This window comes from Streptomyces sp. NPDC001663, from assembly GCF_042893105.1.
Taxonomy (GTDB): Bacteria; Actinomycetota; Actinomycetes; order Streptomycetales; family Streptomycetaceae; genus Streptomyces.
The window spans coordinates 221,885-236,739 of record NZ_JBIAUR010000004.1 but is presented as its reverse complement, the minus strand read 5'-3'; the positions used below and the strand labels follow the sequence as shown (position 1 = coordinate 236,739).

12 protein-coding genes are annotated in these 14,855 nt (G+C 73.7%); 4 read left to right on the top strand and 8 right to left on the bottom strand.

Features of this window, described 5'->3' with window-relative positions; translation table 11 throughout:
* Window positions 1-84 precede the first annotated feature (84 nt).
* The 4 genes from ACFY1L_RS14980 (at window position 85) to ACFY1L_RS14965 (ending at window position 5,671) form a co-directional block, all read left to right on the top strand.
* A complete protein-coding gene (locus ACFY1L_RS14980; protein ID WP_388823301.1) occupies window positions 85-2,547 on the top strand; it encodes a GTPase-associated protein 1-related protein in 2,463 nt (820 codons plus the stop codon).
* A 207-nt stretch (window positions 2,548-2,754) separates the two neighbouring features.
* Window positions 2,755-3,414 (top strand): tellurium resistance protein, encoded by a 660-nt coding sequence (locus ACFY1L_RS14975; RefSeq protein ID WP_361261087.1) that lies wholly within the window; start codon window positions 2,755-2,757, stop codon window positions 3,412-3,414.
* Window positions 3,411-4,304 carry a protein phosphatase 2C domain-containing protein gene (locus tag ACFY1L_RS14970; RefSeq protein WP_388823299.1) on the top strand — a complete coding sequence of 298 codons (894 nt, stop codon included), beginning with the start codon at window positions 3,411-3,413 and terminating at the stop codon, window positions 4,302-4,304. Before ACFY1L_RS14975 ends, ACFY1L_RS14970 begins: the two co-directional genes overlap by 4 nt.
* 17 nt (window positions 4,305-4,321) lie before the next feature.
* On the top strand, window positions 4,322-5,671 hold the full coding sequence (locus tag ACFY1L_RS14965) for a protein kinase (RefSeq protein WP_388824015.1): 1,350 nt from the start codon (window positions 4,322-4,324) through the stop codon (window positions 5,669-5,671).
* A gap of 31 nt (window positions 5,672-5,702) precedes the next feature.
* Here ACFY1L_RS14965 and ACFY1L_RS14960 read toward each other — a convergent pair whose 3' ends face one another.
* The 8 genes from ACFY1L_RS14960 to ACFY1L_RS14925 form a co-directional block, all read right to left on the bottom strand.
* Window positions 5,703-7,799: a hypothetical protein gene (locus ACFY1L_RS14960; protein WP_388823297.1), complete on the bottom strand. Its 2,097-nt coding sequence runs from the start codon at window positions 7,797-7,799 to the stop codon at window positions 5,703-5,705.
* Window positions 7,800-7,812: 13 nt separating this feature from the next.
* Complete coding sequence (locus ACFY1L_RS14955) at window positions 7,813-8,310, bottom strand: hypothetical protein (RefSeq protein WP_388823295.1); 498 nt, start codon at window positions 8,308-8,310, stop codon at window positions 7,813-7,815.
* Window positions 8,307-9,674, bottom strand: coding sequence for a hypothetical protein (locus tag ACFY1L_RS14950; protein WP_388823293.1), 1,368 nt, complete (start codon window positions 9,672-9,674; stop codon window positions 8,307-8,309). The genes ACFY1L_RS14955 and ACFY1L_RS14950 overlap by 4 nt, the downstream gene beginning before the upstream one ends.
* Before the next feature lie 61 nt (window positions 9,675-9,735).
* On the bottom strand, window positions 9,736-11,526 hold the full coding sequence (locus ACFY1L_RS14945) for an Hsp70 family protein (protein ID WP_388823291.1): 1,791 nt from the start codon (window positions 11,524-11,526) through the stop codon (window positions 9,736-9,738).
* Complete coding sequence (locus ACFY1L_RS14940; RefSeq protein WP_388823289.1) at window positions 11,523-13,667, bottom strand: Hsp70 family protein; 2,145 nt, start codon at window positions 13,665-13,667, stop codon at window positions 11,523-11,525. The genes ACFY1L_RS14945 and ACFY1L_RS14940 overlap by 4 nt, the downstream gene beginning before the upstream one ends.
* Window positions 13,664-14,128, bottom strand: coding sequence for a nucleotide exchange factor GrpE (locus tag ACFY1L_RS14935; protein WP_388823287.1), 465 nt, complete (start codon window positions 14,126-14,128; stop codon window positions 13,664-13,666). The genes ACFY1L_RS14940 and ACFY1L_RS14935 overlap by 4 nt, the downstream gene beginning before the upstream one ends.
* Window positions 14,129-14,142: 14 nt before the next feature.
* Window positions 14,143-14,481, bottom strand: coding sequence for a hypothetical protein (locus ACFY1L_RS14930; RefSeq protein ID WP_388823285.1), 339 nt, complete (start codon window positions 14,479-14,481; stop codon window positions 14,143-14,145).
* Complete coding sequence (locus ACFY1L_RS14925) at window positions 14,475-14,657, bottom strand: hypothetical protein (protein ID WP_388823283.1); 183 nt, start codon at window positions 14,655-14,657, stop codon at window positions 14,475-14,477. Before ACFY1L_RS14925 ends, ACFY1L_RS14930 begins: the two co-directional genes overlap by 7 nt.
* Window positions 14,658-14,855 lie beyond the last annotated feature (198 nt).

The window sequence follows — 14,855 nt, the reverse complement described above, 5'->3', positions numbered from 1 at the left end:
ACGCACCCCGTCCGCTTCCATGCGCCCCGTCCCAACTTGCCCGTCCTCCTGCGGTGTTCGGCGGCGATCGCCAGAATCGGGGGCATGGCCATCCGTGAACTCAGCTACGTGCTCCGCCGCGACCCCGACTCCGGTACCGACCGGCTCACCCCCGTCGCCCCGGTGCCCGACGGCGTGCCGGAGGACCTGATGCAGCGGATCATCGCTGCCACGCACCGCGCCGTACCCGCCTCGGAAGCCGTGCTCAGCTACACCCGTCTGCCCCACCGCGACGGCGGCGGTCTGCTGTGCAGCGCACGCCCGGACGAGGAGTCCGCCGGGCTGCGCGTCGACGCACGCTATGAGGCGGGCGACCCCGATGACACAGACGACCCCGAAGAAGCCCGGCGGCGCTGGCCCGTCGACGCCTTCCGCAGGCGCAACCTGGGCGGCGACGGCGGCGACGCGTTCGCGCCGAAGGGCTGGTTCTGGGACGACGCACTGCTGATGAAGTTCGCCTCCGAACAGGGCCCGCGCATCGCCCCGTTCCTCGCCGACGTCCGCCGGCTGTTCGCCGACCCGGCGGGCCGCCAGATCGTGCTGGCCGAGCGCGACCAGGAGACCGTCGCCCGCTGGATCGCCCTCGCCTGCGCCTCCCTGCCCGCCGAGTACGCGCGAGCGCTGACGTTCACCACCAGCTGCGCCGACCCCGGCGCCGCCCCGCAGCAGATCCTCGGCATCGGCCCGGAGACCGACGACGAGGTCTTCGACCGGCACGACCCCTCGACAATCACCCACCTCTTCCGCGTCCACGACGGCCTCGGCGGCCCGGGCAGCCGGCCCCACCCCGACGGCTGGGCGACGGTCGCCGCCTGGCTCTGGCAGGAGCAGGTGGTCCCACGGCCCGACGAGCCCGGGGACACGACCACCGCCCGCGACACCGCCGACTCCAACGGGTCCGGCGCCGCAGCCGACGCCGGTGCCACAGCACAGGGCCAGGACCCTCAACTCCCCGCTTCCCAGGACCCTTTCGCCCTCCTCCCCCTCGTCCGCCGGGCCCTCACCGCCCGTAGCGGCAACGCATTCGCCTCCCTTCCCGACGAACTGCTCCGCGAGATCCTCGCCGCCGCCACCCGCGCCGCCGAACAGGGCCCGCTCGACGAGGCCACCGCAGCGGACCTCGCGGAGATCGCCCGACGGATCGCGACGCACCGGCGGGACGCGGTCCAGCCGCTCGTCGCCGCCCTGCTCCGCCGCCAGGCGAAGGCGGCGCCCCCGCAGGACGTGGTGCCCGTGCTGGAGGCGGCCCGCGGCGACCTGCCCTCCGACGACGGAACCTGGCGTACCGTGCGCTCCGAGTTCGGCCCGCCGCCCGAGGACGAGCTGCGCAGGCTGGTGCGCCAACTGCCGTCCCCCGCCTGGGAGAAGCCGCTGCGCGCCCTGCTCGCCCCCGGCGCCGAGCGCAGCTCCACCGTGGACGACGCGGTGCTGCGGCTCGCCCAGGCCCTCAGCCGGCCCGACGACCGACAAGCCTGCGCCGACGCCGTGGCACTGCTCGCGGCCCTGGGCGACCGCGCGTTCACCCGCCGGGTCCTGAACCGGCTCGCCGAGGGCGCGGAGGACCGCCGCATCGGCGCCATCCGGGACCTCGCGGCCTCGCCGCACGGTGTCTGGCTCCGCGACCACCTGGACGGAGCGCCCTTCGTCGTGGCCGTCGCGGCGTCGGCGGCGGACCTCGGCCGCCCCCCGTACGGCCGCACCGGCGTGGAACTCTGGACGGAACTCGCGAAACTGCACCTGGGCGGACAGGTGCCCGACGTGCCCGCCCTGCGGATCCTCTGGACGCTGGCCTGGCCGACGAGGGGCGGCGTACCGCCCCACCAGGAGCAGAGCAGGATCACCGACGTCTGCCCCCCACGGCTGATCGTCGAGGCGGGCTGGGAGATCCGTCTCAGCCACTGGCTCAAGCACCCGGGGCAGGTCACCCAGGAGTACTACGACTTCGCCCGCGCGGTCTCCGGGTCCCTCAGGCCCACCTCCGAGCGGGCCCTCGCCCAACTGGTCGTCCTTGCACGCGACTTCGCACGCGGGGAGGAGACGGTCGCCTCCTTCATGGACCGCGTGCACGCACTGGAGCAGGAGGCCGGACGCCTGGACGACACGGTGCGGTACCGCATCGACCGCTGGATCGCCCACGGCATGGCCGAGGCCGAGCCCGTCGAGCTGTACCGCACCCACGCCCTGGAATACATCGCCACCAGCCATGTGGGACTCATCCGGGAGTACGGCAAGGCCGTGCGGAACGCCCAGGGCAAGGGCGGCAGGCTGGCACCCGCGGCACTGCGCGAACCGCAGCGCGTGGCCGCTCTGTTCGTCATCTGGGACGAGTCCCACCGGGGCGCCAAGGGCGGCTGGCGCGAGCTGTCCAAGGACCTGCTGTACGACGTCCTCGGCGCCGTCCTGCCGCACCTCGACGAGCGCGACCTCGCCAAGGTGGCCGCCGTGCTGTCGAACGTGGGCCAGCGGCATGTCCGGGCGTGGGACGACTGGCGCGGCGGACGGCGGTGACACCACGGACGGAGGCGACGGGGGGCGCACGAGGGGCGCATGTGAAAACGGTGAACATCCCTGTGCCCCGCCAATCGTCGAAGGCACCAGATCTTCCCCTCCGTTCTCAACTAGGCTTGTCCGTAAGGAAGTCCACGGGCCCCGCACGGCCCGGCCTCGGGGGAGAGGACCAGCGTGAGCGACACCTTCGACCTGCCGGGCGGCAGTATGGCCAGCCGCCCCGTCCACTTCATCTGGCTGCTCGACTGTTCCGGCTCGATGAGTGTGAACGGAAAGATCGCCGAGCTGAACTTCGCCATCCGCGAAGCGATCCCGGAGATGCAGTCGGCAGCCCTGTCCAATCCCGGAGCCACCCTGCTGGTGCGCGCCGTGTCGTTCGCCAGCGGCGCCAGCTGGCACATCAACGACCCCACGCCGGTGGACCAGTTCACCTGGGAGGACCTGCACACCTACGGCGGCACCGACATGGGCGCCGCCTTCCGTCTCGCGGCCGGCGCACTGCAGACGCCGCCCATGCCGCAGCGCGCCCTGCCGCCGGTGCTGGCGCTCGTCTCCGACGGCCAGCCCACCGACGACTGGCGGGCCGGACTGCGCGCCATCGACGACACGCCCTGGGGCAAGCGCGCGGTGCGGGTCGCCCTCGCCATCGGTGACGACGCGGACAAGAGCATGCTCAAGGAGTTCCTCGCCAACCCGGAGCTGGAGCCCCTGCAGGCGAAGAACCCGCGCCAACTCGCCGCCGCCATCCGCTGGATGTCCACCGCGGTGAAGGCCGCCTCCACCCCGAAGGGCGACGGCGCGGGCCCCGTACAGGCCCCGCCGCCCGTCGCGCTGGGCAAGGACGAGGACGAAGACCCCATCTGGTGACGGGCGTCGTGGCACCGGTCGAGCGGTGGGAACTGCTCGAGGGCGCGGTGAAGGGCGCGGGCAAGAAGTACAGCCAGGACCGCTGCGCCGCACGGCACGTGGCCGAGGGCCGCGCCGTCGTGCTCGCCGTGGCCGACGGACACGGCTCGGCACCCCACTTCCGCAGCGACCTGGGCGCCCGCTGGGCCGTCGAGGAATTCGCCGCGTGCGCCGGGGAGTTCGCCCTCGCAGCGGTGCGCCACGACGAGGAGGCCGAGCGGCTCGGCGACGACAGCGTCTGGTGGAGCGCCCTCGCCGAACTGCGCGCCGAGGCCCGCCGGTTGCCCCAGCTGGTCGCCCACCGCTGGTACGAGCGCGCCACCCTGCACGACTTCAACTCCCCGGCACACGGCGCACCCCAGCGCGCGCCCAGGGGCCCCGACCTCACCGCCTACGGCACCACCCTCGTCGGCGCCGTCCTCACCCGCCGCCTGCTGGTGTGCTGGCAGCTGGGCGACGGCGACATCGTCGTCCTCGACGCCGCCGGCACCCCGGAGACCCCCCTGTACACCGGCCCCGACCTCGGCGACGAGACGGACTCCCTGTGCGCGCCGGAGTCCTGGCACCGCGCCCGCTGCCACTGGCAGCCGCTGACCAGCGAGGGCCCCTCGGGCATGCTGCTGTCCACCGACGGCCTGTCCAAGAGCTTCACGGACCACCAGGGCTTCCTCGACTTCGCGGCCGGTGTGCAGGGCCGCGCCCACGAGCTGGGGATGCCCGCGGTGCGCAGCCGGCTGACGGAGTGGCTCGGCCACGCCGCCCAGTACTCCGGCGACGACACGACACTCGTGGGCGCCTTCGAGGCCGTCGGCCCGGCCGCGCCCCGGCAGCACGACGCGCAAGACACGTGAGCCACGAGAGGAACCGCATGGTGAACGGCATGCTCGCCCCCGGGCAGACCCTGGTGACCGAAGAGGGGGAGAAGGTCAAGGTCGCCGACATGTTCGGCTCCGGCGGCCAGGGCGAGGTCTACCGGGTGAAGACCCGCAAGGGCGACCGTGCCCTGAAGTGGTACTACCCACAGCTCGCCGACGGCCGGCAGCGGCAGATCCTCGAGGGCCTCATCGCCTGCGGCTGGAGCGACGACCGCTTCCTGTGGCCGCAGACCGTCGTCGTCGACGCCGACGGCAGGCCCGGCTTCGGCTATCTGATGGACGTACGGCCCGAGCGCTTCCACGACCTGCCCGCGCTGTTCCGCCGCGACCCCGCGCTCGCCGCGACCACCCAGCGCACCCTCGTCATGGCCGCCCTGCACACCGTCGAGGCCTACCGCGCCCTGCACGGCAGGGGCATCGCCTACCGGGACATCAACTGGGGCAACATCTTCTTCGACCCGCGCACCGGCGACGTCCTGGTGTGCGACAACGACAACGCGGTCTTCGAGGGCGAGAGCGCGGGCGTCGCCGGCACCATGGACTTCATGGCACCGGAGCTGGTCCGCGGCGACCGCGGCGCCCAGCCCGGCATCCAGAGCGACCTGCACTCCCTCGCCGTACTCCTCTTCCTCCTCCTGATGAACCATCACCCGCTGGAGGGCGCCGAGGCGTTGAAGATCCGCTGCCTCGACGAGAAGGCCCGCACCAAGCTGTACGGCACCGACCCGGTCTTCATCTACGACCCGAACGACACCCGCAACCGGCCGGTGCCCGAGGAGCAGCAGACCGTCGTCGCCACGTGGGGTGCGCTGCCGCCGGTCCTGCAGCAGCTGTTCGTCGCGACGTTCACGGAGGGGCTGAAGAACCCGGTCAGGCGTGTCCGTGAGGGGACGTGGCTCGCGGCGCTCAGCGAGGTCCTGGACACCATCTGCGCCTGCGGGTCCTGCGGCCGCCAGAACCTCACCGAACCGGACGGCCCCGCCCCGAACTGCTGGAGCTGCCGCCGCCCGCTGACCCTGCCGCCGCGTCTGCACCTGACCACGGGCACCGCGACGGCCCGCAACCGGCCCCGGTCCATCCGCCTCGGCCCGCAGGCCCGGATGTACGCCCACCACCTCGCCGTGGAGACGGAGCGGCACGACTTCGGCGCCGTCGTCGCCGAGGTGACCGAACACCCCAAGCAGCGCGGCCGGTTCGGCATCACCAACCGCTCGCAGAACAGCTGGACGGCCCGCCGCTCCGACGGCTCCGTGCACGACGTCGACCCCGGCCGCACCGTCGCCCTGAGCACGGGCCTGCAGCTGGAGTTCGGCAGCGGGGCCGAGGCGGTCGTACGGGACTGAAGGCCCGAACGACCGCCGAGCGCCCGGGACTTCAGCGGCGGAACGGCCACCATCTGCGCCGGACGCGGCCCCACCAGGTGAACGGCGACAGCGCCGCAGGAGGCGGCAGCAGCCGGGGTGGTACGGGGACCGCGGGAAGGTCCGCGTACGCCGCGTCGGCCGGGACGGCGATCGCGTCGGGGCGCGGCACCGCGGTGACCGTCACCCGGTACGCGTCCGGTGTCACCGGGAGCTCCACGAGCCCGTCGGCGAGGAAGCGGCTGCGGGCCACCCGCCGCTCCTCGCGCCGCCCGCCGCCCGCCCAGGCCACGAGCACCAGCACGGCGGGCTCCGGCCACTCGAACCGTACGGCCGCCCGGTCCGCGGCGATCCGATGTGCCGTCAGATCCCGTACGGTTCCCGGCCGTTCGACGACCACGGCGGGTCCGGTCAGCGCCCGGTCGCCCAGCGCGCTCACCGCGGTCATCCGCACCCGCGAGTGCTCCGGCACGGCAACCTCCAGGAACGGCTCGGGCTCCACAGGAGCCTCGGGCACCGTCAGGTCCGTGCGCCGCGACACGTCGGTGCCCGGCCGTACCGGACCGCTCGGCCAGGCCACCACCGCGCTTTTGCCCCGCTCGGGCGGACGCCAGGTCAGCGCGACCCGCTCGCCCCCGGCGACCAGCCGGCCCATCAGGTCCTCCACCAGATCGGGCCATTCCCTGGCGGTGACACTCACCCGCACCCCGTCGGACCAGACCGTCTGCCCGCCCGGTCCCGGATAGCCGCAGCGGATCGCATACGAGTAGGAGCCCGCGGCGAGCGGCACGTCCAGCAGCCCACCCCGCTCGCACGGCACGGGCTCGGGTCGGCCCCCTGCCGAGGCGCGTTGGACCGACACCGCGACACAGGCCGCATCGACCCGCCAGCGCAGCCGTACACCGTCCCGCACGAGCTCGGCGACCACATCGGCCGCGTCCGGCGCGATCACGACGGGCGGTGACACCAGCGGAACCGCGGCGATCACACCCTGGCGCAGCGGGACGACGGCGTAGCGGAGGGCCCGGCCGACGGGGGCGTCCGCGTCCGCGTGGTGGAGCGGGGTCTCGACCTGGCCTCCCTCCCCGGGCACGGCCAGCTCCGTCGCGTCCCACGGTGTGCCCTCCGGGAAGCGCACGAGGCGGAAGGACACCGGGGACTTGCCGGGCCGGGCCGCCGGCCAGTCCAGCCGTACCGTCCGTTCCTCAAGGACCGCCTCCAGGCGCGCACCGGCGTCCCCGCGGCCCGCGTCCGCCAGCCGCGCCGCCGCGCCGAGCAGGCCCGCCTCGACCGCCGGGTCGTCCACGGCCCGGCGGGCGGCACCGAACCGGGCCTTGACCGCGGCCCGTACCGAACCGCCCGCCTCCAGCCGGGCCGCCGTGTCGATCAGCCGGTGCACCTCGTCGCGCTGGGCGCGCAACTCGCCCAGCAGCTGCGTCAGTACGGGGTCGCGCCCGGTGTCGGGCACCCGCGCGGCCGTCTTCTCGGCCCGCTGCAACCGCCGGTCCGGCCATACGTCGCCCAGGCGCTCGGCCGCCTCCCGGGCCGGCCCTGCGGCGGGGAACCCGAACGCCACCGCCGCCGCCAGATACCCCGCCTCGTCCCCGTGCACACCGAGCGCGGCGGCCGCCTCCGGAGTCGATCCGGCCGGGTCGTCGCGCAGCAGACAGCCCAACTGCCACAGCAGCAGCTGCCGTAGCCCCATCGGGTCGTGCCGGACGAACCCCTCCAGCGTGTCCACGACGGCGGCCGCCCTCGCGGCCCGCGGATCGGCGGAGGCCAGCCAGCCGGCCCGCGCCTGCCGTACGTACTCCTCGTCCACCCGCGCCCACCGTGTGCCGCGGCCGCGGAACCACAGCCCGTCCAGCACCCGGAAGCCGTCGTCGGTGTCGGGACGCGGCAGCGACCCGAACGCCGCGTTCCCGGCCGCCGCGGGCGCGCGCAGGGCGTCCGCCACATGCCGGAAGTCCAGCGCGTCGAGCTCCTCGCGCAGCTTGGTGTAGCCGTGCATCGCGGGGAAGCAGGGCAGATCGGGCAACGGCGGCCGGGGGCCCACCTCGGCCCCCGACTCGTCCCATGCCGCCCGCTGCCCGGGCCGCCACTGTGCCACGCCCTGGTCCTTCCTAATCGCTCAACTGCGTGTAGAAGTACACGCGGACCAGCGCCGTGTCCGGTGTCTCGCTCAGGTCGTGGAAGTCGTCCGTCGCCATCCGCCTGCCGAACATGTCGGACCGTGCCTTGGAGAGCAGCCCATTGACGTTGTGCGCGTACACCGTTCCGTTCGGCCCGCCGCCGAACGTCAGCACCAGGGCCGCCGTACGGCCCTTCCACCTGGCCGTGCCGGAGCGGATCTGGCGCTCCAGGGCCTTCTTGTCCGTGCCGTGCACCCGGAACTGCTGCGGCGTCTTGGACACTCCCTGCGGCCCGGTGGGCGAGGGGCTCGGCGACGGCGACGCGGAGGCCGACGCGCTTGCGGACGGCTTGGGCTTGTCGTTGGCCAGCGGGTCCGGGCGGTCGGCCATCGACACCAGCGCCAGCACCAGCAGCAGGTCGGCGAAGAGCCAGCCCGCGAGCACGACCGCGCCCGGACCGCGCAGCCGGCGCCTGGGGCGCCCGCTCACACGTCACCGCCGTCGGCCTGTTCGGGCCGGCCGCCGAACCGCAACTGCATGGTGCCCTGCGTCCCGAGCGCGCCGTTGCCGCCGTCGGGGTACTCGTTCGCCTGGCGCTGCGCCGGCGGGGTGCCGTTCGGTCCGCGGACGCCGTTGACCTGCCCGGACTCACCGGACCCGGGCGGCGCCTGCCGTACGGCCAGGGCGTGGATCGCCTGGTCGAGGCGCGCCGCCGCGTCCTGCCAATGGGCGGCCGCCGCGTCCCAGCGCTCGGTGGCCTCCCGCATGCCGTCGACGACGTCGTTCGTACGTCCGGCGCCCGCGGCGATCGCCAGAGCGGCCTGCTGGGCCGACTGGGCCGCGGCCTCCGACTTGGACGCGAGCGCCTTCTGCTCGGCGACCAGCGACGAGAACGCGGTCTGCACCTCCCCGGCCGCCGACTGGAGCCTGTCCGCGATGACGCGCGCCGACTCCTTGCTGTCCTGCCGCACCTGGTCCGTTGCGCTCGTACCGGCCTTGACGGCGGCCTCGACCCGGTCGGCCGCCGTCGCCAGGCGTGGCACCTCGGCCGACAGCGCCCCGGCCGCCTGCTGCAGCGCGTCGGTGGCCTTGGCGACGGCGTCCGCGCCATCCGCGAGCCGCTTGTGGCTGCCGTTGGCCGTCTTCAGCAGGTTCTGCAACTGCTGGGCGGCGCGCGTGAGTTCCTTGGAGAACTGGTCCGGGGAGGCGGCCCGGTGCGGGGCCAGGCACAGCTGCACCCGGCTCAGCAGAGAGGCCAGCGAACCCAGCAGCCGCTCGTCACCGGCCTGCCGGTTCTCCTCCTCCCGCTCGGCCCGGGTCCGCGTGTGCGCGTGCCACACCGACAGCAGCACAAGGAGCGTGATCAGTACGACGGCCATCAGGGCCACGTTCTCGAACCGGCCCACCTCCGCCAGGTGCCCGCCGAAGCCGGTCTGCCACAGCTGCAGGAAGGGACGCGTCGCCTGCTTGGGGTGCTCCCGGCTCAACTCCCCGTAGGCGCGCACCGCTTCGCGCAGCCCGAACCAGGTGACCAGCAGCGGGATGAACACCAGCACGCCGAGCACGGCCTCCAGCACGCCGTCGCGCGGGGCCCGCCGCCACCAGGGCGTGCCGGGTGGCGGGCCGGCCGGCGGGGCCGTGAGGCTCTCCGGGCGCACGAAGGCCTCCATCAGGTCGATTTCGGCCCAGGTCTGGAGCCGGTTGCCCTGGTTGAGGTCGTCGGCGAGGGTCTTGAGTTCGGGCCGGCGCGCGGCGAGTCGGTCGGGATGCTTGTCGAGCAGGTCCGTCAACTCCGTGCTGAGGACCTTGCGGTCCAGAAAGGTCGGTCCGAGGGGATTGGCTGCGGTGGGCAAGCGCGTTCTCCTGACTCGGCACCGGAAGGTCCGGTGCTTCCTGCGATCGGCCGGGCACTCCTCAGCGGGGGACGCCGCCTCTGTCCCGGTGGTTCCTGTCGCGACGGCTGATTCGCTCCAACAGGGCCTGTGCGGGCCCGTGTTCGGGATTCCACGAAAGACACCGCTCCAGCGCCTCCACGGCGTCGTCGCGGCGCCCGCGCCCCTCGAGCCGCTCCGCGTGCCGGTAGGTGCGCTCGGCGAGCAGCTCGCGCACGCGCGCGTTGGTGGGGTCGTGGCCGTAGGCGCAGCGCAGCCAGCGCTCGGCGTCGGGGAAGTGCTCGGGCGCGGAGGAGGCCATGGCCGCCGCGCAGTGCACGCCGATCATGGCGTCCATGACATCGGCCCCCGAGGTGCCGCTCCCGGCGGTGTGCCAGGCGGCGTGCGAGGCCTGCACGGCCTCCTCGTAGCGCCCCTCGGTCAACAGGTCCCGCGCGGCGGTCAGCCGCCGGGCCGCCTTGTGGTCGATCCAGCTCTCGGCGTCGGCCTCGGGCACGGCGGACCTCTGCGCGAGGGACTCCAGCAGCGCCCCGGCCTCGGACACGATCGCCTCCAGCAGCGCCCGGGCCTCCTCCACCCGCCCCTGCTCCGCCAACTGCCGTGCCAGCGCGACGTCCAGGGGTACGGCCGACTCCGCCCCCGGCGGGGCGGCCTCCGCGGCGGCGGGCGCCGGCGCCGGCGGCAGCAGCGTCACCGACAGGCGCGGGGCGTCCGAGAGGGTGTCGTCGGCGGTGTCCGAGGGGGCCGGCGCCAGCCCCTCCAGGCCCGCGGCCGGTACGCCCGCGAGCTGGGAGGCGTGCAGCAGGGCGCCCGTGGCGAGCAGGTCCTCGGGGGCCCGGACCACCTCCCGCCCCAGTCCGCGCACCCCCGACCGGACCGCCTCCAGCCGGGTGCCGCCGCCCACCAGGAGCAGCGTGTCCACCTCCCGCCGGTCCATCGCCGTCCGCTCCAGCAGCGTCTGCGCGCGGTCGAGCGTGCGGCGCACATGCTGCCCCAGATACGCCGCCAGCACCTCGCGGTCGAACTCCAGCTGGACCGGCAGCCCGCCGCCCAGGTCCAGTTCCAGCAGCGCGCCGCCGTCACCGCCGGGTGCGCACAGCTCCTCCCGGATGCGCTCCACCCGGGCACGCAGCCGCAGCCAGTCCGCCTCCTGCAGACGCGCCGGGTGCGCACGGCCCCGGGCGGCCCGCAGCATCGCGGTGAGCGCCGCGTCGTCGAAGGCCCGCCCGCCGGTGCTCGACGCCGATTCGTGCCCGAGCGCCCGGTACCGCTCCCGTGCGCCGCGCACCAGGCCGAGCTCGAAACCGCCGTACCCCATGGAATAGACCAGGCATGTAGTGCTGCCCCGGCCCTCGGTGTGCCCGATGACCGCGGCCATCGCGTCGCCGATCAGCCGCACCTCGTCCAGTCCGGCCTGGCGGGCCGCGTGCAGCAGGGCGGTGCGCTGCGCCGACCGGTAGCCCACCGGGACGCTGACGACGGTCAGTGTGACCCGGCCGCCGGCTTCGGCCTCGACCCGCTCCCGCACCTGCCGCAGCAGCCCGGTCACCAGCTCGTCCGGCGCCCTCGCCACCCCGCCGACCAGGACCGGACGCTCGCTGCCCAGCCGGGACTTCAGGCTCGGGAACGTCACCGGCAGCGGCCCGGCCACCGTCGGCTCGCACAGCAGCCAAGGCCACCCCGCGTCGGACAGCGCCAGTCGGCGCACCGGGCCGCCTGGCCGCCCGAACACCGCCCTCAGGCCCGTGCTGCCGAAGTCGAGGCCGAGCCCCAGCTCGTGCCCCGGCCCGTCGGGGCCGTGCGCCGCCGTCACGTGTCCGCCGCATCGTCGGGGACCCGCAGGATCCCGTCGAATCGCTCCGTGTCGCGCAGCGTCGAGACCCGGCGCGCGTCGTAGGCCTGCGCCACCAGGTTGGCGAGGTTGCGGGCCTGCTGCGCGGCCATGACGCGGTTGCCCTCGTTGTGGGCCTTCTTCACATAGCCGACCGCCTCGTTGATCAGGCCCGCCGTCTCCGGGGGCGCGCCGTAGGAGGCGTCCTCCGCGTGCAGGAACTGGCTGGCGAAACCGCAGTGGTGGTACATGTCGTCCAGGAGCAGCTCGGTGAGCCTCTTGTACTCGCCGCTCTCGCCCTGCCTGAGCACCTGCTCGGCCTGCTCCAGGTCCCGGCGGACCTTCATCTCCTGCTGGTCCTCGACGAAGTTGCCGTAGCGCTGCAGGAACTTCTCCGCGTCCCGCTTGGCCCACTCCAGGCGCTGGCGCAGCGTGGCACTGTCCGGTCCGAGGGCCGGGGCGGGCGGAGGGGTGCGGGGCTTCTCGCGCTTGGGTGCGGTCGGCGGGAACTGGATGCCGGTGCCGGGCACGTTGACCGACACGGTGATGGTGCGGTTGGCGTCGTAGTTGAACGACACCTCCACGCGCTGGTTGAGTTCGATCTCCTGGGGCAGCTCGAACTCCACGACGCCCTGCTCGTCGTTCTTGCTCGCCACCGGGGAGTTGCCCTCGTACACCGGCACCCGGATGACCTTCGGGTCGGTCGCGTGGAACACCTTGGTGTACGGGCTGGGCAGCGGGTACGCGGTGCCGCTCTCGATGATCGGCACGAACACGTCGCGCTGTGTGCCGCGCACCGCGGCGATGCCCATGGCGACGCCCGTCACCTCGTACAGGCCGGTCGAGCCCACCGCGCGGGCGTTGGCCAGGCTCGTGCCGCAGGCCGAACAGACCGTCGCCGCCTCGTCGTTGACCGTCCGGCAGCCCTTGACCGGGCACTCCACCCCGTCCAGCGTCCCCGCCAGGATGCCCGCGCCGAGCGCCACGCACTCCATGGGGTTGATCTGCCGGCGGACCTTGTCCCGGCCGAACAGCGCCTCGACGGCCTCGTACACCGAACGCGTCAGCGTCCCGCCGCCGACCAGCAGCACGTCGGTGATCTGGGCGGTGGTCAGCTGGTCCTTCTCGAGGGTCGCGGTGACCAGGTCCATGGTGCGCTGGACGAGCGGGTCGGTCAGCAGCCTGAACTCGGCCTGGGTGAGCGGCATGTAGACGTCGACGTTCACCCCGTCGCGGCGGAATCCGCCGGGGATGTTGATGACGGTCTCGGGCAGGGTGTTGAGCTGTTTCTTGGCGAGTTCCGCGTACTTCTTCGCGGTGAACCGGAACTGCTTGTCGTCGGACGGGTCGATGCCGCACTCCCGCTGGACCCACTCGAAGATCCGCTTCACCACGGCCAGGTCGAAGTCGTCGCCCCCCAGCCAGTCGTCGCCCGCGAACTTGCGCACCGCGAACTGGGCGGTACCGTCGGGGCCCTTGGTGGAGTCCAGGATGGAGATGTCGAAGGTGCCGCCGCCCAGGTCGTAGACGAGGATGCGGCTGCGCTCCCCGGCCCGCTTGTCCATGCCGAAGGCGATCGCGGCCGCCGTCGGCTCGTCGATGATCTTCTTGACGGTGATCCCGGCGATCTCCGCCGCCTCCCGAGTGGCGGCCCGCTGGGCGTCGCCGAAGTGCGCCGGCACCGTGATCACGGCGTGCGTCACGTCCTCGTTGAGGTTGCGGGAGGCGTCCTTGACGAGCTTGCCGAGGATCGCGCTGGAGACCTCCGCCGGTGTGACCGTGCGGTCGCCGAACACCACATGGGCGCGCGGGTCCTCGTCCTCGCCCGGCACGATCCCGTAGCTGAGCTCGCCCCGCGCCCGGGCCACCTTGTCGTCGGTGAAGTCGCGGCCCATCAGCCGCTTCACCGACAGCACTGTGTCCTCGGGGTGCACCTCCGCCCAGTTGAGCCCCTCCTGCCCGACGAGCAGCAGCTCCGAGCCCTCCCGGCGCAGCATGCCGACCGCCGACGGGGTCAGGTTGCTCGCCTCGCCGTTGGGGACCACATGGGCCTCCCCGCGGTCCGGGTCGTAGCGTGCGACCACGCTGTTGGTGGTGCCGAGGTCGATACCGATCGCCGTCATCCCAGGTCCCCCCTCTTGTTCGCCAACTTCCCTCTCTCATCGGCTCGTTCACCGTCCGGTACGGCGATCGCCACGCGCGCCGGGCGCAGCACCCGGCCGTCGTGGCCGTAGCCGCGCTGCAGCACCTCGACGACCTCGTCCCCGGCGGCCGACACGGACGGCCGCACCTCGACCACGTGATGGGTGGCGGGTTCCGCCCGCTCGCCCGGGACACCGATCGGCTCGAGGCCCTCGCCGCGCAGCGCGGTCTCGAAGCGCTCGGCGATCCGCCGCATGCTGCAGCGGTAGGCCTCGCTGTCGCGCACGGGCCCGTCGGCCAGCACCCGGTCGAAGTCGTCGAGGGTGTCCGCGCACAGCAGCAACAGCCGTTCCAGGTGCGCCCGGTGGGCCGCCTCGCGGGCCGCGAGCTCCCGCGCGTGCTCGTAACCGAGCCGGGCCGCGGACATGTCTGCTTCGGTCATCGCATCCCTCGCGGTCACCGGTCGAACCGGATCAGGTCGTCCAGCAGCCGGGCCGCCCACACCGGAGGCGGCCCGGCGGGCCGTGCCGCCTCACCGCACTCCTCCGGCACTTCCTCCGCCTCGGGCCCGTCGCCGATGTCGTACAGGAACAGGTCGAACAGCAGCCGGCGGCGGGTGCTGCGCAGGTCGTTCCACGCCTGCTGGGTCTGCGGCGACATCAGTCCCCGCTCGGCCAGTTCGAAGGACACGTCCTGCATCTCGGCCTGCGCCGTCCACGGCGTCACGCCCGCCGGAGCCAGCGCCGCGTAGGGCGACGTCCCGGTGGGGCCGCCGGCCGGGTCCTCGATCAGCATGCGCCGTCCTCCTTGTCGCCGCGGACGCGCGGCCGATCGTGCGTGCGGCGGACCGTGTTGTGGAGGGGATTGTGGGTCTGTGCCGACGAAGGATGCGTACGGGTCGCGCCTTGCTCGGCCGACGCCGCGTGGGGTGGCGTCCGGGTGGGGCCGCCGGTCGGGTCCTCGATCAGCATGCGCCGTCCTCCTTGTCGCCGCGGCCGCGCGGCCGATCGTGCGAGCGGCGGACTGTGTTGTGGAGGGGATTGTGGGTCCGTGTCGACGAAGGATGCGTACTGGTCGCGCCTTGCTCGGCCGACGCCGCGTGGGGTGGCGTCCGGGTGGGGCCGCCGGTCGGGTCCTCGATCAGCATGCGCCGTCCTCCTTGTCGCCGC